This window comes from Mesorhizobium sp. AR02, assembly GCF_024746835.1.
Taxonomy (GTDB): domain Bacteria; phylum Pseudomonadota; class Alphaproteobacteria; order Rhizobiales; family Rhizobiaceae; genus Mesorhizobium.
On sequence record NZ_CP080531.1, the window covers coordinates 2,943,672 to 2,962,144 of the forward strand.

Consider the following 18,473-nt stretch of genomic DNA (forward strand, 5'->3'; position numbering starts at 1 on the left):
GCAGTAGGGCAGTAGGGCAGTAGGGCAGTAGGGCAGTAGGGCAGTAGGGCAGTAGGGAGATGACTTCCTTGCCCTACTGCCTTATTCCCTTACTACGCTGCCAGATCGCGCAGCACGTATTGCAAAATGCCGCCGTTCTTGAAGTAGTCGAGCTCGTCCAGCGTATCGATGCGGCAGATGATCGGCACGTTCTTCACCGTGCCGTCGCCATAGGTGACCTTGGCGGTCATCGTCTGGCGCGGCTTGATGGCGCTCAGCCCGTCGATCTCGACCAGTTCGTCACCCTTGAGGTTGAGCGAGGCCCAGGAGGTGCCTTCCTCGAAGACGAAGGGGATGACGCCCATGCCGACCAGGTTCGAGCGATGGATGCGCTCGAAGGACTGGGCGATGACCGCGCGGACGCCAAGCAGGTTGGTGCCCTTGGCCGCCCAGTCGCGCGACGAGCCGTTGCCGTATTCGACGCCGGCGAAGATGACCAGCGGCACGCCTTCCTTCTTGTACTCCATCGCCGCGTCGTAGATCGATTCCTCTTCTTTCGTGGGATAGTGGATGGTGTAGCCGCCCTCGCGGCCATTCTCGCCCAGCATGTGGTTGCGGATGCGGATGTTGGCGAAGGTGCCGCGCATCATCACCTCATGATTGCCGCGCCGCGTGCCGTACTGGTTGAAGTCGGCGACGCCGACACCATGGTCGGTGAGGTATTTGCCGGCTGGCGAAGCGGCCTTGATCGAACCCGCCGGCGAGATGTGGTCGGTGGTGATCTTGTCGCCGAACAGGCCGAGCACGCGGGCGCCCTTGATGTCGCCGATCTTGCCGAAACCGGCAGTCATCCCCGCGAAATAGGGCGGGTTCTGCACATAGGTCGAATTGTCGTCCCAGGCATAGGTCTGGCCTTCCGGCGCCTGCACCTTCTGCCAGTGCTCGTCGCCCTTGAAGACGTCGGCATATTTGCGGGCGAACAGCTCGCGGGTGACGTTCTTCTCGATGAACTCCTGGATCTCGGCCGAACTCGGCCAGATATCCTTGAGGTAGACCGGATTGCCGTTCTTGTCCTCGCCGAGCGGCTCGGTGGTCAGGTCCTTGGTGACGGTTCCAGCGAGCGCATGGGCGACGACCAGCGGCGGCGACGCCAGGTAGTTCGCCTGCACGTCGGGCGAGACGCGGCCTTCGAAGTTGCGGTTGCCGGACAAGACCGCCGCGGCGATCAGGCCCTTGTCGTTGATGGTTTTCGAGATCGGCGCCGGCAGCGGCCCGGAATTGCCGATGCAGGTGGTGCAGCCGAAGCCGACCAGGTTGAAGCCGATCTGGTCGAGCTCCTTCTGCAGGCCGGATTTTTCGAGGTATTCAGCCACGACCTGGCTGCCGGGGGCGAGCGAGGTCTTCACCCACGGCTTCTGCTTGAGGCCGAGGCGGTTGGCGTTGCGGGCCAAGAGGCCTGCACCGATCAGCACGCTCGGGTTCGAGGTGTTGGTGCACGAGGTGATGGCGGCGATGACGACGTCGCCATGGCCGAGGTCATGGTCGGTGCCTTCGACGGCGTAGCGCTTGGAGATTTCAGCCGCCTTCTTGTATTCGGTCTCCATCGCCTTGGCGAAACCGGCCGGAATGCCTTCGAGCGCGACACGGCCCTCGGGGCGCTTGGGGCCGGCCATCGACGGCACGACGCTGCCGAGTTCCAGTTCGAGCAGGTCGGTGAAGACCGGGTCGGCGGAGCCCGCTTCGCGCCACATGCCTTGCGCCTTGGAATAGGCCTCGACCAGCGCGATGCGGCTTTCCTCGCGGCCGGACATCGTCAGGTAGCGGATGGTTTCCGAATCGACCGGGAAGAAGCCGCAGGTTGCGCCATATTCGGGCGCCATATTGCCGATGGTGGCGCGATCGGCCAGCGTCATGTTGGACAGGCCAGGACCGAAGAACTCGACGAACTTGCCGACGACGCCCTTCTTGCGCAGCATCTGGGTGACGGTGAGCACGAGGTCGGTGGCGGTGACGCCTTCTTTCAATTTGCCGGTGAGGCGGAAGCCAATCACTTCGGGCAGAAGCATGGAGACGGGCTGGCCGAGCATGGCCGCCTCGGCCTCGATGCCGCCGACGCCCCAGCCGAGCACACCAAGGCCGTTGATCATGGTGGTGTGCGAATCGGTGCCGACGCAGGTGTCGGGATAGGCTGTCGTTTCGCCGTCCTCGGTGTTGGTCCAGACGACCTGGCCGAGATATTCGAGGTTGACCTGGTGGCAGATGCCGGTGCCGGGCGGCACGACGCGGAAGTTGCGGAACGCCTGCTGGCCCCATTTCAGGAACTTGTAGCGCTCCTCGTTGCGCTCATATTCGAGCTCGACATTGCGGGCGAAGGCCAGCGGCGTGCCGAACTCGTCGACGATGACGGAATGGTCGATGACCAGATCGACGGGCACCAGCGGGTTGATCTTCTGCGGGTCGCCGCCGAGCGAGGCCATGGCGTCGCGCATGGCGGCCAGATCGACCACAGCCGGAACGCCGGTGAAATCCTGCATCAGCACGCGGGCCGGGCGATAGGCGATCTCGACGCCGGCGGTGCCCTTGTCGGTCAGCCAGCCGGCCACCGCCTGGATTGATTCCTTGGTGACGGAGCGGCCGTCCTCATTGCGCAAAAGGTTCTCCAGCAGCACCTTCATCGAATAGGGCAGCTGGGCAATACCGGTGAGGCCGTTCTTCTCGGCCTCGATGAGGTCGAAATAGCCATATTCGGTGCCGCCTGCGGTCAGGGTGCGGCGGCAATTGAAACTATCGAGGGATTTTGACACGTGCGATCCGTCCTTGTCTGTTCAGCCTGAAAGGGAACGGACGCCGATGGCATGCAATCACGCGCAAAGGTGCGGGTACGGCCATTTCCGCTGTCCGTTCCCAAGCAACCCGAGCCGTTCAAGGCGGCGCGTGCGCTGGTTCGGCGCAAATTCTGTTCCCGCGCCGACCGCTGGCACGGATGCACCGCATATAGAGAATTTTCTGGAATAGTTCTAGACAGTCGGAGAGCAAATTTGTGCGATGCGGCAGCGCTCGCGAAACATTGTTTTCAGGGCAGGCGAGGGATGCGGCTTATCGCCGAAAATCTGGGCGGCGAACGTGGCGGCGAGGCGGTTTTTTCTGGGGTTGGCTTTGACCTCGGGGATGGCCAGGCGCTGGTTGTCACCGGGCCGAATGGATCAGGCAAATCGACCCTATTGAGAGTCATTGCCGGGCTGCTGCCGGTGGCGGAGGGCCGCGTGCAGATTGAAGGCGGCGGCGAGGCGTTTCCGTCGATCGCTTCGGCCGGTCACTACCTTGGCCACCAGAATGCGATGAAGACGGCACTGAGTGTGGCGGAGAATCTGCGCTTCTGGCGCGACTTCAATGGCGGCGGAGATTCGAGCGTCGATGAGGCGCTGGAGACGGTCGGGCTGGGCGGCATCGGCCATCTGCCGTTCGGCTATCTCTCAACCGGCCAGCGGCGCCGCGCCGCGATCGCCAAGCTTTTGGTCAGCCATAGGCCGCTGTGGCTGCTTGATGAGCCGACCGCGGGGTTGGACAAGGCTTCGGAGGTGCGGTTTGCGGGGCTGATGACGAAGCATTGTGCTGGGGGCGGGATGATTGTCGCGGCGACGCATCTGCCGCTGGGGATCGAGGCGGCGAAGGCGTTGGTGATGGGCTCCTCACCCTCCCCCTTGTGGGGAGGGTCGATCCGCGAAGCGGAGCGGGGTGGGGGTCTCTCATGAGGACCGCCGCTCCCCCACCCCGGCGCTGCGCGCCGACCCTCCCCACAAGGGGGAGGGTGAAGTGCTAGCCCTCTTCGCCCGCGACATCCGCCTCAACATCCGCGCTGGCGGCGGCGCTTTGACCGGCGTCATCTTCTTCCTCGCCGTCATCGCCACCATTCCCTTCGGCGTCGGGCCGGACCTGAAGCTGCTTGCCCGCATCGGTCCGGCGATCCTGTGGATCGGCGCGCTGCTGTCCTGCCTGCTCGGGCTTGACCGGCTGTTCCAGGCCGACCGCGAGGATGGTTCGCTCGATCTCCTGGTGCTCGGCAACGACCGGCACATGCTGGCGCTGACCGTATTGGTGAAATGCCTGGCGCATTGGGCGGGGAGCGTGCTGCCGCTGGTCATCGCCGCCCCCTTGCTCGGCCTGTTCATGAACATGGAGCCGCTCGCCATCGGCGCCACGGCGCTGACGCTGCTGGTCGGCACGCCGGCGATCACCTTCATCGGCGCGGCGGGTGCTGCCGTTGCAGTGGCGCTGCCGCGCGGTGGGCTGCTGATCTCTGTGCTGGTGCTGCCGCTGACCATACCGGTGCTGATCTTCGGCGTTTCGGCGAGCTATGGCGCGACGGCCAATCCCGACCCCTTCCTGCAGCCCTTCCTCATTCTTGCCGCGCTGACGCTGTTTCTTGCGGTGCTGGGACCGGTCTCGGCAGCGCTGGCGCTGCGGCATGGAACGGATTGATGCAGGCGCACAAGCCTAGAGGCCGCGACGCGGCGTCCGATTGCGAAGCCGATGGCGCGAAGCTAAGGAAGGCCATGAACGAGCACGGCGAAAAGATCCGACTGGAAAAGGATACGGCGATGGAGCGGCCCGCATGAGCGCGCATGCGCTCTATGTCACCGCGGCCTATGGCATCACGGCGGTCGTGCTGGCCGGGCTGATCGGCTGGATTCTGTTCGACCAGAGGGCCTGCAAGCGCGAGCTCGCCGAACTTGAGGCGGCCGGCGTGCGGCGGCGGTCGGACAAGGCCGGGACGGTAAAGCCGTGAGCGAAACCGAAACACCGCCGACACCCAGTCGCCGCCTGTTCGTGCTTTTGCCGCTGCTGGTCTTCCTCGGCCTTGCAGGCCTGTTCCTGTCGCAGCTGCTGTCGGGGCGCGATGTCTCGGAAGTGCCGTCGGCGCTGATCGGGCTGCCGGCGCCGCAGACCAATTTGCCGGCGCTGGAGGGGTCAAACCTGCCGGGGCTTGATTCCAGGGCGTTTGCCGGCAAGGTCACGCTGGTCAATGTGTTTGCGTCATGGTGCGCGCCCTGCCGGGAAGAGCATCCGGTGCTGCTGGCGCTGTCGCAGGACAAGCGGTTCGTGATGGCGGCGCTGAACTACAAGGACCGGCCGGAAAACGCCCGCCGGTTCCTCGGCGATCTCGGCAATCCGTTCCAGGCCATCGGCGTCGACGAAGCCGGCCGCACGGCGATCGACTGGGGTGTCTATGGCGTGCCGGAAACCTTCATCATCGGCAAGGATGGCAAGATCGCCTACAAGCATGTCGGCCCGCTGACGGCGGAGTCGGCAAGGGATCTCTTGCTGCCGCAGATCGACAAGGCGCTGGCGGTTCCGGGTTAGGCGGCAGTGCTAAGCCCCCTCATCCGGCCGCTACGCGGCCACCTTCTCCCCGAGGGGAGAAGAGGCTGGGGCTCGTGCCGGCTCCCTCCTCTCCCCTCGGGGAGAGGTCGGATTGCCCGAATTGCCCTTGCAATTCGGTTTGGCAATCTGGGTGAGGGGGCAGTGCCCCGCTGTCCGGAAAACCGACTGAAAAGATCAGCCGTAGATCTGCTTGTGGATCTGGTAGAGCATTTCCGAGCGGTCGGCGCGCATGTCGGCCAGATCGCGGCTGGTGAAGCTGTCGATTTCGGCGACGAGGCGGTTGTAGTGCTTGCGCTTGGCGATGCTGCTGCGAGCGCGGTTCATGAGATCGTTGAAGATCATAGCAAGGGTCCTTTCGTGCCGCATTCTGGCGGCGGGTTTCTTCCTCCCTTGGTCAATACGGAACATGACATAGGAATGGTGCATTGCAAAAAGAAGATGTTGCAATGCACCATTGCACGCAGCGCATAGCCGGTTAATCGAGTCCTAAGGCACGTCGTGTTGGACGGTCGCGGGGCCGGACATGGCCGCACGGTGGCTTCCTGTCCATTTTGTCATACAAATTGCGAGGGAGCCATCTTGCCAGATCGAGCGCGGGCTGGCTTGATCCGGCGTCACGTGATGCCGGGAGGAAATGCATGGCGGCCGCAGACTATTATGAAATTCTCGATCCGCGTTTCGCGCGCCTGTTCAACGGCAGCGCGCAAGTGGACAAGCTGTTCACCGGATGCCGCTGGGCGGAAGGGCCGGCCTGGTTCGCCGCCGGGCGCTACGTCGTCTGGTCCGACATTCCGAACAACCGCATGCTGCGCTATGACGAGACGGATGGCAGCGTCAGTGTCTTCCGCCAGCCGTCGGGCAATTCCAACGGCAACACCGTCGACCGGCAGGGCCGGCTGGTCACTTGCGAGCATTCGGGCCGCCGCGTCAGCCGCACCGAGCATGACGGCTCCGTCACCACCATCGCCGCCAAATGGAAGGGCAAGCGGCTGAACTCGCCCAACGACGCGGTGGTCAGGTCCGACGGCTCGATCTGGTTCACCGACCCGAGCTACGGCATCGACACCGACTATGAGGGCGACAAGGCCGAGAGCGAGATTGGCGCCTGTTATGTCTACCGCGTCGATCCCGATACCGGCGAAGTCGAGGCCGTCATCACCGACATGGTAAGACCCAACGGGCTTGCCTTCTCGCTGGACGAGAGCCTGCTCTACGTCGTCGACACCGGTCGCACGCATGGCGCTGAGAACCCGGCGCATATGCGGGTGTTCAACGTCGGCAAGCACGGCAAGAAGGTTTCCGGCGGCAAGGTCTTCGCCGACTGCACCGCCGGCCTGTTCGACGGTTTCCGGCTCGACGCGGACGGACGCATCTGGACGAGCGCTGCCGATGGCATCCATTGCTACGATCCGGACGGCACGCTGATCGGCAAGGTCAAGGTGCCCGAAGTGACCGCCAATTGCGTGTTCGGCGGCGCCAAGCTGAACTGTCTCTATATCGCCGGCACCACCTCGCTCTATTCGGTGCGGCTGATGGTGAATGGGGCCAAGACTTTTTGAGGCTGCTCGAAACGCTTCTCTGGCGACCCTTGATGGCGTTTCTGCGTATAACCGCAGCGCCTGCCGCGCTACGGTTGCCGGCACCGCCGCCATGCGATTCGCCAGAGCGAATTTCGAAACCATCTGCCGGCGGTATCAGAGACAATTCAAGGGGAGGGCGTCATGCCATTCGTCAACATCCGCATCGTCAAGGAAGTGATCGCCGCCGATCCGGCAGGCAAGAAGGCTGATATCGCCAAGAAAGTCACGGCAGCCATCATGGAGGCGACCGGACTCGGCAATGACGATGTCTGGGTGGTTTTCGAAGAGGTCAACGCCCGCGACTGGTATGTCGGCAAGACCGATGTCGAGACGCTGCGGAAGGGGTAGGGCGTTGCGACGTTCGAGTGCGGGCGCACCCTTCCTTCGTCATCCTCGGGCTTGACCCGAGGATCCATGCCGTGACCTCCGACGTGGAATGCTGCAGTGCAGAATTCTGTAATGATTACAACGCTTTAGCGTAACGGCATGGATCCTAGGGTCTGCGCCGCGTCGCTTCGCTCCTTGCTCCGCCCTAGGATGACGACCTCATGTTTACCTGCGGATAAACTCCGCGAAAGCAGACAGCGCATCGCGCATCGCCAGCACATTCGCGGGCTCAGCCAAAATAGCCTCCACCTCCGGCGGCTTCTTCCCCAGCAGGGCAATCTCCAGCCCGCCCTGATAAAGCGCGAACGACATCGTTCGCATGATCTCGGCCAAAGCGGCGCGGGCGAACAGCGAGCGCGGCGAGGCGTGGGCCAGCATGGCCGGCTTGGCGACGGCGGCGTCGCGCGAGACCAGCCAGTCGAGCGCGTTCTTCAGCCCGCCCGGCACGCCATGGGCATATTCGGGACAGGAGACGATGACGCCGTCGGCGCTGGTGACGGCATCGATCAGGTCCGCCGCTTCGTCCGGTGTCCGCTCGCCCTCGTCGTCGGGGTTGAAGATCGGCAGGCGGCCGAGCCCGTCATAGACGGTGACGCGACAGCCAGGTGGCGCGTTGCGCGCCAGTGCCGCGACCAGGGCCGAATTGGTGGAGGCCGCCCGCAGGCTGCCGGAGATGGCGAGGATGTTCAGCATAGTGGGTGAGGCCGTTTCGGACGAATCGTGTCCGCAAAAGCCTACCACATGGTCTGCTTGTAATCGTCGTCGAGCCAGCGATCGGTCGCCTCGACGGAATCGGCGAGCGCCAGCTGGTCACGCAGGATCTGGCCGAGTGTCGGCAGCGTGGCGCGGTCGTACCATGTGTCCGGCTTCCATAGGTCGGAGCGCATGAAGGCCTTGGCGCAATGCATGTAGGCTGCCTTGACGGCGACGACGATGACGCTTTGCGGCTCCTTGCCGTCGACGGCCAGGCGCTCGCGCAAACCGGCATCGACGGTGATGCGGGCATCGCCATTGACGCGCAGCGTCTCGTTCATGCCGGGGATGAGGAAGAGCAGCCCGACCGAGGGATTGCGCAGGATGTTCTCCAGCGTATCCAGCCGGTTGTTGCCGGGCCGGTCGGGGATGGCGATGGTCCGGTCGTCGAGAATGGCGGCGAAGCCGGGCTTGTCACCCTTCGGCGTCACGTCGGCATTGCCTTCGCCGTCGGAGGAACCGATCAGCACGAACGGGCTCTTGCCGATGAAGGATCGGCAGTGCCCGTCCAGCGCCTTCAGTTCCTTGCGGATCGAGCCGTCGGTCGGGCGCGGCGTCTTGTAGATCGTCCGCAATTCCTCGCGCGTGGTGACGAATTCCATGGCTCTCCCCCTTTGTTTGACGCAATTCCGGACGGAAAACCGCTTCACACTTTTCCTGGAATTGCTTTACTTGCCGGCCTTTTCTTCCCCGCTTGCCTTGTCGTCCAGCGAATGATGCAGGATCAGCGGCATCTGGCTGAAGGTGAACAGAAGCGTGATCGGCATGATGCCCCAGACCTTGAAGGTAACCCAGGCGTCGGTGGAAAAATTGCGCCACACCACTTCGTTGACGACGGCCAGGAAGATAAAGAACAGGCCCCAGCGGAAGGTGAGTTTTCGCCAGCCTTCGGCATCGAGCTTGAAGGCGGAATCGAAGACATAGCCGAGCAGCGACCTGCCGAAGAACAGGCCGCCGAGCAGCACGCCGCCGAACAGCGTGTTGACGATGGTCGGCTTCATCTTGATGAAGATGTCGTCCTGCAGATAGAGCGTCAGCGCGCCGAAGATGAAGACGACGACGCCCGAAACCATCGGCATGATCGGCAAGGTGCGCGTCAGCAGCCATGAGGCGATCAGCGCGATGGCCGTGGCAGCCATGAACAGGCCGGTGGCGACGAAGATCGGACCGCCGAATTGGCTGAGAACAGGGAATTTCTGCACCAGCCATTCGCCGCGCGCATTGGCGAAGAAGAAGACCAGCAAGGGCCCGAGCTCCAGCACCAGCTTGAGCACGGGATTGACGCCTTCCTTCTTCTCTTTCTGCGGGTCGGACGGATCGCGTTCGAGAATGGGTGGGTTCATGATCTTCCTTCTTACGCACGGTCCCGTTGAAAAGGGATCATGCCGTTACGCCACTCCAGCGATCGCCCTGGCGAATTCGCTTGCCGAGAAAGGTTCGAGGTCGTCGACCTGTTCGCCGACGCCGATGAAATAGACCGGCAATTTGTGCTTTGCCGCGATCGCCACCAGAATACCGCCGCGCGCCGTGCCGTCCAGCTTGGTCATCACCAGGCCGTTGACGCCGGCGATGTTGCGGAAGATCTCGACCTGGTTGAGTGCGTTCTGGCCGGTGGTGGCGTCGACCGTCTGCAGCACGGTGTGCGGCGCTTCCGGGTCGAGCTTGCCGAGCACGCGGACGATCTTTTCCAGTTCCGCCATCAGCTCGGTCTTGTTCTGCAGCCGCCCGGCGGTGTCGATGATCAGCACGTCGGAGCCGGCCTCCTTGGCCTTCTCGAAGGCGTCATAGGCGAGGCCAGCGGCATCGGCGCCGATCTTGGAGGCGATAACAGGCGATTTCGTCCGCTCGCCCCAGATCTTCAATTGCTCGATCGCAGCGGCGCGAAACGTGTCGCCGGCGGCGAGCATCACCGACAGGCCGCCATCGGTCAGTTTTGCCGCCAGCTTGCCGATCGTCGTGGTCTTGCCGGTGCCGTTGACGCCGACCACCAGGATGACATGCGGTTTGTGCGAGAGATCGAGCTCCAGCGGCCGGGCGACAGGGGTCAGCACCTTCTCAACCTCGGCCGCCATGACGGTGCGGACATCCGTATCGGAGACGTCCTTGCCGTAGCGGCTGGCGGCCAGCGCGTCGGTGATACGAAGCGCCGTTTCCATGCCGAGGTCGGCGCGGATCAGCACATCTTCCAGGTCCTGCAGCGTTTCCTCGTCGAGCTTGCGCTTGGTGAAGACGCCGGCAATGTTGCCGGTGAGTTCGCGCGACGAACGGGCGAGCCCGTCCCGCATGCGCTGGAACCAGGAGCGCCTCGGCACCGGCTCCGGCGCCTTCACCGGCTCGGCCTTCTGTTCGACCTTTTTGGTGACAGTTACCTTGCCGGGAGCGGGTTTCGGCTCCGGGTGTGGGGCAGGTGGCGGGATGGGCTGCGGCTCGACCGGCGCAGATCTAGCTTCGGTCGGCGCTGGCTTTACCTCCCCCTCGATGGGGGAGGTCCCAAGCGAAGCTTGGGGGTGGGGGTGGCTGGCGCCGACGTTGGTGCTGTCACCCCGCCCCGCCGCTTCGCGTCGACCCTCCCCATCGAGGGGAGGGTGAGAAGCTTCTTCCTTCTCCCCGTCCCTATACGGGGAGAAGGTGCCGGCAGGCGGATGAGGGGCGGCGCCAGCCTTTGAAGCTGGCTGCGCGGCAGGCGCGGCCGGTGGCGGCACCTCGACCGGCGCGGGCTGTTCGGCTGGAATCTCGGCGGGTGGGGCCGGCACTTCGATCGGCGCCGGTTCCGGCAACTTCTCCGGAGGTGGCGGGGCAACCTCCGGCCGGGCGGGCGCGGGTCGGGGCACCTCTTGCGGCAGCGGTTCGGGAGCAGGCTCCGGAGCGGCCGGGGGTGCCGGGATTTCCTCGGGCGCCGGCGGCTCGACAGGCGCTTCCGGCTCGACCGGCCGAGGTTCTTCGACCGGGGCAGGCTCAGGCTGGATTTCTGGCTCGGCGGGAACCGTCGGCTCCGGCGTGGGCGGGATGGTTGGGGCGGGTTCCTCGACAGGCACCGGTTCCGGCGAGAGAACTGCATCCGGCTCGAGTGCGTCCTTTACCTCCCCCTCGATGGGGGAGGTCCCAAGCGAAGCTTGGGGGTGGGGGTGATCGGCGCCGGCGTCGGCGCCATCACCCCTCCCCGCCACTTCGTGGCGACCCTCCCCATCAAGGGGAGGGTGAGGAGCCAGCTCAGCCGAGGGTGCCGCCACGGCCTCCGGTTCCGCCTCGTCGCGCTTCAAGAACTCCGGAACGACCTGTTCGGCCGCCGGTTTCAGCGCATCGAGCTGGTCCCATTTGATCGGCGGCAGCGGGGCGGTCTCGTCGATCCGCTCCTCGACAACCTCTTTCTTGCCGAAGGAAAATATCTTCTTGAAAAAACCAGCCATGCTTTGCGTTTCTCAGGCGGCGCGTGCGGCAAGCGGGGCTGCGATCAGCCTGATACCATCGTGGCCAGTAATTGTCGCTTCGACGATCTCGCCCGGCGCGCCCGTGCCGAGTGCGGCAAGCGTGAAGCCTTCGGTGCGGCCAAGGCCGTCGCGTTCGATCAGGATCGATTGACGTGTTCCAGGCAGCGAGGACAGATGCCGCCGATACGCGGCCTCACCGGCGGCGCGCAGCCGGGCGGCGCGCTGCTTGACCACTTCGCGGCGCAGCTGCGGCATGCGCGCGGCGGGCGTGCCTTCGCGCGGGCTGAACGGGAAGACGTGGAGATGGGTCAGGCCACATTCCTCGACGATTTTTTCCGAGTTCTCGAACATGGCGTCGGTTTCAGTCGGGAAGCCGGCGATGATGTCGGCGCCGAAGACGATTGCAGGGCGCAATTTGCGCACGTCCTCGCAGAAACGGATCGACTGGTCGCGCAGATGGCGGCGTTTCATGCGCTTCAGGATCATATCGTCGCCCGATTGCAGCGACAGATGCAGATGCGGCATCAGCCGTGGCTCGGTGGCGATGGCGTCGAGCAGATCGTCGTCGGCCTCGATCGAATCGATCGAGGATAGCCGCAGCCGCTTCACGTCAGGCACCTGTTTCAGAATGGTCTTCACCAATTTGCCGAGTTTCGGCGCGCCCGGCAGATCGGCGCCGAAGCTGGTCATGTCGACACCAGTCAGCACGATCTCGGCGTAGCCGTTGCCGGCCAGCCGCTTGACCTGTTCGACCACGGCGCCCATCGGCACCGAGCGCGAATTGCCGCGGCCATAGGGGATGATGCAGAAGGTGCAGCGGTGGTCGCAGCCATTCTGCACCTGGACGAAGGCGCGGGCGCGACCCTCGATGGCATCGACCATATGGCTGGCGGTCTCGCGCACCGAGAAAATGTCGTTGACGCGGGCCTTCTCGGTGTCGTTGACGCCGAAATCCGGCAGCGCGCGGTAGGAGTGTGCCTTGAGCTTCTCTTCATTGCCAAGCACGAGATCGACCTCGTCCATGGCGGCGAATTTTTCCGGCTCGGTCTGCGCGGCGCAGCCGGTGACGATGATGCGCGCCTGCGGGTTGTCGCGGCGCGCCTTGCGGATCGCCTGTTTCGCTTGGCGCACGGCCTCGCCGGTGACGGCGCAGGTGTTGAAGATCACAGTGCCGCCTTCCAGCGCGCCGAGCCCGGCGGTTTCAGCTTCGCGCCGCATCACCTCGGATTCATAGGTGTTCAGCCGGCAACCGAAAGTCACCACATCAATGCGGCTGGGGGCCTCGGAAAGGGAGCCGTCGAAGTCCGGGCTCTTGGACAGAGCAACCGACATCAGGCCGCGCTTTCGGTGTCGCGCGCCCACGTGCCGGTCGAGGGATCAAAACTGCCGGAAAATTCCCATTCGGCAGCACCGGTCAGGATGACGTGGTCGTCGTCGCGCCATTCGACATGCAGCGTGCCGCCGCCCGGCGTCAGCAGGCTGACGCTGCGACCGGTCCGCCTGGTACGGGCCGCGGCCACCACGGCGGCACAGGAGGCCGAGCCGCAGGCCTTGGTCAGGCCGGCGCCGCGCTCCCAGGTGCGGATGATCATGGTTTCGGGCGACGTCACTTGCGCGATCGTGATGTTGGCGCGCTCGGGGAAGATCGGGTGGTTTTCAAGCAGCGGGCCGAAGCGTTCGAGCTCATAGGACCAGACGTCACGGTCGACCCAGAAGATGGCGTGCGGGTTGCCCATCGAGACGGCGGAGGGCGAATGCAGCACCGGCGCATCGATCGGGCCGATCTGCAATTCGATCATGCGGGTGTCGCGGAATTCTTCGGCGAGCGGAATCTCCTGCCAGCCGAAATGCGGCATGCCCATGTCGACCGAGATCGAGCCATCGGCATGCTCACGCGCGTTGAGGATGCCGGCGCGGGTCTCGAAGGTAAACGTCTTTTGGCCGGTCTCGGCGGCCAGCGCCTGGACGACGCAGCGCATGCCGTTGCCGCAAGCCTGCGCACTGGTGCCGTCCGAATTCAGGATGTCGACATAGTAGGCAGTGCCCGGCGTCTTCGCATCATGGATCGCCATGATCTGGTCGAAGCGGGTCGCGGCATCGGCGTTCAGCGCAAGGGCGGCCGCCGCCGTCACCTGGTCGGCACGGCCGCGCATATCGGCAACGATGATCTCGTTGCCGATGCCGTTCATCTTGGCGAAAGGGGCCGTGCTTGCCATTGCTCCGCGAAATTCCGTGTCCGTTTGGCGCTATATGGCGGAAACGGGCAGGAATTACCAGTGCGGAGCCGCTCTACGTCACGGCGAAGATGCCAAGCAAACCGTGGCGGCCAATCTCGAAGTCGCCAACGAACGGTCCCTGTCGAGGACCTGGACCTAGCCAGCGATCTCGATGTCGGTGCTGACCGGCGCCGTCTTGGTCGAATTCTGGTCATGCATGAGGAAATTGCACTTGTATTTGCCGGCCGGCAGACCATCGAGGGACAGGTCGAGCTTGAAGAACAGCTCGCGGTTGTGCGAGCGGGAAGCGACCTGAACGCTGCCGATCTTTTCGAAGGTGCCCAGAGCTTCGCCCGTGTCCGAAAGCACGGTGAGGTCGACGGAAAGCGCGATCTGGCTGTTGCCGAGGCCGTCCGAGCCATAGCCATAGCCAACCGGTTCCATGTAGAGCACGACCTTCTCGCCTGGCTTGTAGATGTGGTTGGCGCGCTCGCTGTAGATGCCGAAGCCGCCGGCCGAGTCGACCTGTTTGACGTTCTGCACGGCAAGCGGCATCGCTTGCCACAATGCCTCCTCGGCGCTGCGGAATTTCTCCAGTGCGCCGACGCCATCGCCGGCTTGCAGCGCCTTTTCGGCTTCAGCGGCATGATCGGCGATTTCCCCTGCGAAAGCCGCCGGCGCCGAAATTGCCAGCGCCATCAGAGCTGCAACGATCGATTTCATCTGAGGTCCCCTTTTTTGCTGGCCGGACCATCGGCGAAAATGATCGTGCCGTAAATGGCCAATGCACTTCAGCCGTGTTCGATTTCCGGTACGTCCCAGACCTCGCCGGGCTGCAAGGCGCGAAAGCGCTCCTGCGGCAGGCCCTCTGCCTCAAGCGCCTCGGCCAGTTTCCGGGCCGGTTCGTCCATTGGCTCGTCGGTGAGTTGGAAAGTGCCCCAGTGGCAGCCGGCGGCGAAAGTGGCATTACACAGCTTCATGCCTTGCACCGCTTCCCTGGGGTTCTGGTGCTGCGGCGCCATGAACCAGCGTGGCTCATAGGCGCCGATCGGCAGGATGGCGAAGCGGAAGCCGCCGTGCTTCCCGGCCATCAGCCGGTAGTTGATGCCGTCGTGAAAGCCGGTATCACCGGCGAAATAGATATTTCCGCCCGGCGTCTCGATGACGAAGCCGGCCCACAGCGCCATGCGCCGGTCTCGGGCGCCACGCGCCGACCAATGATGCGCCGGCTCGATGTGGACGAAAACGCCATTGCCGATCTCAACCCTGTCGCCCCAGTCACGCGCCGATAGCCGCATATCGGGAACCGCCTCGCCGATCAGGACATCGTTGCCGAGCGGCGTCACCACCAGCGGATCGTGCTTTTCCTTCAGCCGCTTCAGAGTGGTGAGGTCGAGATGGTCATAGTGGTTGTGGCTGACCAGCACGAGGTCGACCGGCGGCAGATCGTCAAAGGCGATGCCCGGCGGATTGACGCGTTTTGGCCCGGCGAAGGAAAACGGCGACGTGCGCTGCGACCAGACAGGATCGGTGAGAATGTTCAGCCCGGCGGTCTGGATCAGCAGCGCGGAGTGACCGACCATGGTCACGATCAGCCTGGAACCTTCGACATGTTCGGCCGGCCTGGCCTGCGGAAAGGGACTTGGATTGGTCATCGGCCATTTTGCGCGCTGGCCGTTGAACTGCCATTTCAGCAGATCGGTGAAGCGGCCGGGCATCTGGCCGCCGGGATTGAAAAACAAGGTGCCATCGAAATGGTCGCTGGGCGGACCGCTGTAATAGCGGTTGGCAGCTTTCTTTCTCGCGGCCAAGGTGTGCGCTCCAGCGGTTTCGGCCTCTAGACATAAGTCCTGTGCCGGCTGGCGCAAGCATTTGGCGGCCAAATGGCAAAGGCGAGGGAACTTGTCGGTTAGGCTCCCGGAGGCTGAGCACCGAGCAGCCGGACCCATCCTGATTGCGATAAATTTGCAACAAATCTTGCCGCAAACCCTATTTTAACCATATCGGGTTGAAATTTCGCCACCTTCTCCATCTTGGTGGAGGTGAGATTGCGCGGACGGCATCCCCCAGCCGGATCCGACGGAGGTTGGAATGAATTTTTCGAAAAGCGGCCTTGTGGCCGTATCGCTGGCGGCGCTGGTTGCGAGTGGCTGCTCGACCTCACGCTTCTCGTCGATGGACGACCAGCGGCCGGCGCCGTTGCAGCCGGCCCCTGCCGGCCAGGTGAGCTCGAATCAGCTGCCGCCGCCGGCCTCACCGGGCACCACCGACCCGTCGCAATTCCCGACCGCACCGGCGAACACGCAGGTGGCGTCCTTGCCGCCGGACGGCTCGGCGCCCGCCGGCGCCTCGGATCTCAGCGCGGCAAGCGTCGCCGGTGTCTGGAACGCCAGCGTTTCCGGCCAGAGCTGCAAGATCGCGACGCCGCAGACCAAGTTCGGCGCCGGCTTCCGCGCCGGGCCGCTGCATTGCCCGGCGCCGATCGACGGCATCAAGTCGTGGAACGTCGCCGGCAAGCAGCTGACGCTTTACGATGAGAATGGCGGCTCGCTGGCGCGGCTCTATTCCTCGGGCGGCTCGAAATTCGACGGCCAGACTTCCAACGGTCAGCCGATTTCGCTTACAAGGTAAGCCCGACTTCCCTAGTGCATGTCGTCCAAAAGGTCCCGGTTTCGGGACAGCGACATGCATAAGAAAAAACGACGTGGACCGATGCATCTGCGTGACGGCCTCCAGACCCATGCGACCGTCAGGCAGCGCTACGACCATCTGGTGGAAACCGGTGCGGTCGAACGCGACTTGGCGCAGGAACGCATCGCCGCCGCGCTCGACCGGCTGACCGATGAAATCTCGGCCAAGCGGCTGGCGCACAAATCGAGTGCGCTGGGCTGGCTGTTTGCCCGCAAGCGCGAGACGCGGGACATCGTCAGGGGCCTCTACATCCATGGCGGCGTCGGCCGCGGCAAGACCATGCTGATGGACATGTTCTTCGAGCTGCTGCCGGTCCGGCGCAAGCGCCGCGTCCATTTCAACGACTTCATGGCCGATGTACAGGACCGTATCCAAAAACACCGGCAGGCGCGCAAGAATGGCGACGCCAGGGAGGACGATCCGATCCCGCCAGTGGCCAAGGCACTGGCCGAACAGGCCTGGGTGCTTTGCTTCGACGAATTCTCGGTCACCGACATCGCCGACGCGATGATCCTGTCCAGGCTGTTTTCGGCGCTGTTCGCCAATGGCGTGGTACTGGTCGCCACCTCGAACGTGGCGCCGGAAAATCTCTACCGCGACGGGCTCAATCGCCAGCTGTTCCTGCCGTTCATCGGCATCCTGGAACGGCACACCCACATTCTGTCGCTCGACAGCGACAAGGATTACCGGCTGGAAAAGCTCGCCCGCACGCCGGTCTATGTCACGCCGGCCGACGCGGCAGCCGACCAGGCGCTCGACGAGGCCTGGCGGACGATGACGAGCGGCGTGCTGACAGCCGCGACGTCGCTGACGCTGAAGGGCCGGCAAGTGGTGGTGCCGGCTGCCGCCGGCGACGCGGCGCGGTTTTCCTTCGCCGATCTCTGCGAAAAGCCGCACGGCGCGCGCGATTTCCTGGCCATCGCCGGGCGCTTCTCGACCATCTTCATCGATCACGTGCCGGTGCTGGGCGAAGGCAAGCGCAACGAGGCCAAGCGCTTCATCCTGTTGATCGACACGCTCTACGACCATCATGTGCGGCTGGTGGTGAGCGCCGAGGCCGCGCCGCAGGAGCTTTATGTCGCCAAGCGCGGCGTCGAGGTGTTCGAGTTCGAACGCACGGCCTCACGCCTGATCGAGATGCAGAGCCGCGACTGGCTGGAGGATTGGGCGGAGCGGCGGAAGGCGAAGGATCCGGCGAACAGGTTCGAAGGTCTGCACGGCGAGCCCCCTGCCGCTATCGGCTGAGCCCTTCAGGCGAGTGGCAAGGTTCCGGCAACAACTGTGTAGTGATCGACGAATTCGGATTTCTCCAAGAGATAGCGATCATCTTCCGGATAGTAGCGGGCCTGCTCCGGTGCGTCGCCGGCAAAGCCTCGCACGGCGTCCATTGATGACCACCAGCTCAATGTGACGATCTCCGTCGTGCCGTCGCCACGATCACGCATAAGCATCTGGAAGCCGCGATTGCCTGTCGTGGCCGCGTAATCAAGACCCCCTGTCCTCCCGACATAGGCGGCATAGGCAGCGCGATCCCGCGTGCGGATGACGGACGACCAGCGACGCAGAATGAGCGGTTCTGTTTCGGTCATGGCTAACTCCTTGTTGTCGTGGCCGCAAAGCGAATGATCTAGAGCCTGTAAACATACATCACGAACGGCTCGGCCACCGAATCGCGTGACTCATAAAGCGCGCGGGCCGGGACGTTGTCAGGCTCGGTGCCGACCCAGGCCTCTTCGCAGCCATGCTCCCTGCCGATCGCGAACATCGTGTCGAGCGTCTTTCGCGCAATGCCCTGGCGCTGGAATACGGGCGATACGCCGACCTCGTCGATGTAGAGTTCGCTGACCTTGTCGGGATGGCGGTGGATCACCGCCGCCATTGTCCGACAACCAGATCGTCAGCCAAGGCCACGATCATGAAATAATGGCCTGGTTGCCTGAGATAGACTGCCAATCGATCCGGCCTGACCGGCTCGTCGAACACATCCTCGTCGACCCGCATCACAAGGGCGTCATCGCCGGCTTCAAGTCTTATGATCTCCACCTTCATGGTGTACT

Annotated in this window: 22 protein-coding genes; 9 read left to right on the plus strand and 13 right to left on the minus strand. The window is 64.0% G+C overall.

Annotated elements, in window-relative coordinates; translation table 11 throughout:
- Window positions 1-92: 92 nt before the first annotated feature.
- Window positions 93-2,783, minus strand: coding sequence for an aconitate hydratase AcnA (gene acnA, locus DBIPINDM_RS18255; protein WP_258588543.1), 2,691 nt, complete (start codon window positions 2,781-2,783; stop codon window positions 93-95).
- 285 nt (window positions 2,784-3,068) lie between these two features.
- On the opposite strand from acnA, the gene ccmA reads away from it, so the two are divergent.
- The 5 genes from ccmA (at window position 3,069) to DBIPINDM_RS18280 (ending at window position 5,340) form a co-directional block, all read left to right on the plus strand.
- Entirely contained in the window at window positions 3,069-3,731 is a 663-nt protein-coding gene (gene ccmA, locus DBIPINDM_RS18260; protein ID WP_258588544.1) for a heme ABC exporter ATP-binding protein CcmA, read from the plus strand.
- A gap of 61 nt (window positions 3,732-3,792) precedes the next feature.
- Window positions 3,793-4,458: a heme exporter protein CcmB gene (gene ccmB, locus DBIPINDM_RS18265; RefSeq protein ID WP_258588545.1), complete on the plus strand. Its 666-nt coding sequence runs from the start codon at window positions 3,793-3,795 to the stop codon at window positions 4,456-4,458.
- Window positions 4,458-4,595, plus strand: coding sequence for a hypothetical protein (locus tag DBIPINDM_RS18270; RefSeq protein WP_258588546.1), 138 nt, complete (start codon window positions 4,458-4,460; stop codon window positions 4,593-4,595). The genes ccmB and DBIPINDM_RS18270 overlap by 1 nt, the downstream gene beginning before the upstream one ends.
- A complete protein-coding gene (gene ccmD / locus DBIPINDM_RS18275; protein WP_258588547.1) occupies window positions 4,592-4,765 on the plus strand; it encodes a heme exporter protein CcmD in 174 nt (57 codons plus the stop codon). Before DBIPINDM_RS18270 ends, ccmD begins: the two co-directional genes overlap by 4 nt.
- Window positions 4,762-5,340, plus strand: coding sequence for a DsbE family thiol:disulfide interchange protein (locus DBIPINDM_RS18280; RefSeq protein ID WP_258588548.1), 579 nt, complete (start codon window positions 4,762-4,764; stop codon window positions 5,338-5,340). The genes ccmD and DBIPINDM_RS18280 overlap by 4 nt, the downstream gene beginning before the upstream one ends.
- A gap of 195 nt (window positions 5,341-5,535) precedes the next feature.
- Here the strand turns inward: DBIPINDM_RS18280 and DBIPINDM_RS18285 are convergent, their stop codons facing one another.
- Window positions 5,536-5,703 (minus strand): hypothetical protein, encoded by a 168-nt coding sequence (locus DBIPINDM_RS18285; RefSeq protein WP_258588549.1) that lies wholly within the window; start codon window positions 5,701-5,703, stop codon window positions 5,536-5,538.
- Between the two features lie 296 nt (window positions 5,704-5,999).
- Between DBIPINDM_RS18285 and DBIPINDM_RS18290 the strand changes: the two genes are divergently transcribed.
- Window positions 6,000-6,920 (plus strand): SMP-30/gluconolactonase/LRE family protein, encoded by a 921-nt coding sequence (locus DBIPINDM_RS18290; protein ID WP_258588550.1) that lies wholly within the window; start codon window positions 6,000-6,002, stop codon window positions 6,918-6,920.
- A 162-nt stretch (window positions 6,921-7,082) separates the two neighbouring features.
- A complete protein-coding gene (locus DBIPINDM_RS18295) occupies window positions 7,083-7,289 on the plus strand; it encodes a tautomerase family protein (protein WP_010912352.1) in 207 nt (68 codons plus the stop codon).
- 204 nt (window positions 7,290-7,493) lie between these two features.
- On the opposite strand, the gene DBIPINDM_RS18300 is transcribed toward DBIPINDM_RS18295, so the two are convergent.
- The 8 genes from DBIPINDM_RS18300 to DBIPINDM_RS18335 all read right to left on the minus strand — a co-directional run bounded on the left by DBIPINDM_RS18300 (window position 7,494) and on the right by DBIPINDM_RS18335 (window position 15,536).
- Window positions 7,494-8,021 (minus strand): NADPH-dependent FMN reductase, encoded by a 528-nt coding sequence (locus tag DBIPINDM_RS18300; RefSeq protein WP_258588551.1) that lies wholly within the window; start codon window positions 8,019-8,021, stop codon window positions 7,494-7,496.
- A gap of 41 nt (window positions 8,022-8,062) precedes the next feature.
- Window positions 8,063-8,683 (minus strand): pyridoxamine 5'-phosphate oxidase family protein, encoded by a 621-nt coding sequence (locus tag DBIPINDM_RS18305; RefSeq protein WP_258588552.1) that lies wholly within the window; start codon window positions 8,681-8,683, stop codon window positions 8,063-8,065.
- Between the two features lie 66 nt (window positions 8,684-8,749).
- Window positions 8,750-9,424: a septation protein A gene (locus DBIPINDM_RS18310; protein ID WP_258588553.1), complete on the minus strand. Its 675-nt coding sequence runs from the start codon at window positions 9,422-9,424 to the stop codon at window positions 8,750-8,752.
- A gap of 45 nt (window positions 9,425-9,469) precedes the next feature.
- Window positions 9,470-11,488, minus strand: coding sequence for a signal recognition particle-docking protein FtsY (gene ftsY, locus DBIPINDM_RS18315; protein ID WP_258588554.1), 2,019 nt, complete (start codon window positions 11,486-11,488; stop codon window positions 9,470-9,472).
- A gap of 12 nt (window positions 11,489-11,500) precedes the next feature.
- Window positions 11,501-12,841, minus strand: a complete 1,341-nt coding sequence (mtaB, locus tag DBIPINDM_RS18320) for a tRNA (N(6)-L-threonylcarbamoyladenosine(37)-C(2))-methylthiotransferase MtaB (protein WP_258588555.1) — start codon at window positions 12,839-12,841, stop codon at window positions 11,501-11,503.
- Complete coding sequence (gene dapF / locus DBIPINDM_RS18325; RefSeq protein ID WP_258588556.1) at window positions 12,841-13,725, minus strand: diaminopimelate epimerase; 885 nt, start codon at window positions 13,723-13,725, stop codon at window positions 12,841-12,843. The genes mtaB and dapF overlap by 1 nt, the downstream gene beginning before the upstream one ends.
- Window positions 13,726-13,881: 156 nt before the next feature.
- Complete coding sequence (locus DBIPINDM_RS18330) at window positions 13,882-14,448, minus strand: hypothetical protein (protein ID WP_258588557.1); 567 nt, start codon at window positions 14,446-14,448, stop codon at window positions 13,882-13,884.
- 68 nt (window positions 14,449-14,516) lie between these two features.
- Complete coding sequence (locus DBIPINDM_RS18335) at window positions 14,517-15,536, minus strand: MBL fold metallo-hydrolase (RefSeq protein ID WP_258588558.1); 1,020 nt, start codon at window positions 15,534-15,536, stop codon at window positions 14,517-14,519.
- A gap of 280 nt (window positions 15,537-15,816) precedes the next feature.
- Between DBIPINDM_RS18335 and DBIPINDM_RS18340 the strand changes: the two genes are divergently transcribed.
- Window positions 15,817-16,356 (plus strand): protease inhibitor Inh/omp19 family protein, encoded by a 540-nt coding sequence (locus tag DBIPINDM_RS18340; RefSeq protein WP_258588559.1) that lies wholly within the window; start codon window positions 15,817-15,819, stop codon window positions 16,354-16,356.
- An 81-nt stretch (window positions 16,357-16,437) separates the two neighbouring features.
- On the plus strand, window positions 16,438-17,661 hold the full coding sequence (gene zapE, locus DBIPINDM_RS18345; RefSeq protein ID WP_258589294.1) for a cell division protein ZapE: 1,224 nt from the start codon (window positions 16,438-16,440) through the stop codon (window positions 17,659-17,661).
- A gap of 5 nt (window positions 17,662-17,666) precedes the next feature.
- Here zapE and DBIPINDM_RS18350 read toward each other — a convergent pair whose 3' ends face one another.
- From DBIPINDM_RS18350 to DBIPINDM_RS18360, 3 genes are read right to left on the minus strand one after another with little or no spacing between them, the layout of a single operon-like run.
- The gene (locus DBIPINDM_RS18350; protein ID WP_258588560.1) at window positions 17,667-18,005 is read right to left on the minus strand and encodes a hypothetical protein; all 339 of its coding nucleotides are present in this window, start codon (window positions 18,003-18,005) and stop codon (window positions 17,667-17,669) included.
- A 38-nt stretch (window positions 18,006-18,043) separates the two neighbouring features.
- Window positions 18,044-18,295, minus strand: a complete 252-nt coding sequence (locus DBIPINDM_RS18355) for a GNAT family N-acetyltransferase (protein ID WP_258588561.1) — start codon at window positions 18,293-18,295, stop codon at window positions 18,044-18,046.
- Complete coding sequence (locus DBIPINDM_RS18360; RefSeq protein WP_258588562.1) at window positions 18,283-18,465, minus strand: hypothetical protein; 183 nt, start codon at window positions 18,463-18,465, stop codon at window positions 18,283-18,285. Before DBIPINDM_RS18360 ends, DBIPINDM_RS18355 begins: the two co-directional genes overlap by 13 nt.
- Between the last annotated feature and the right edge of the window lie 8 nt (window positions 18,466-18,473).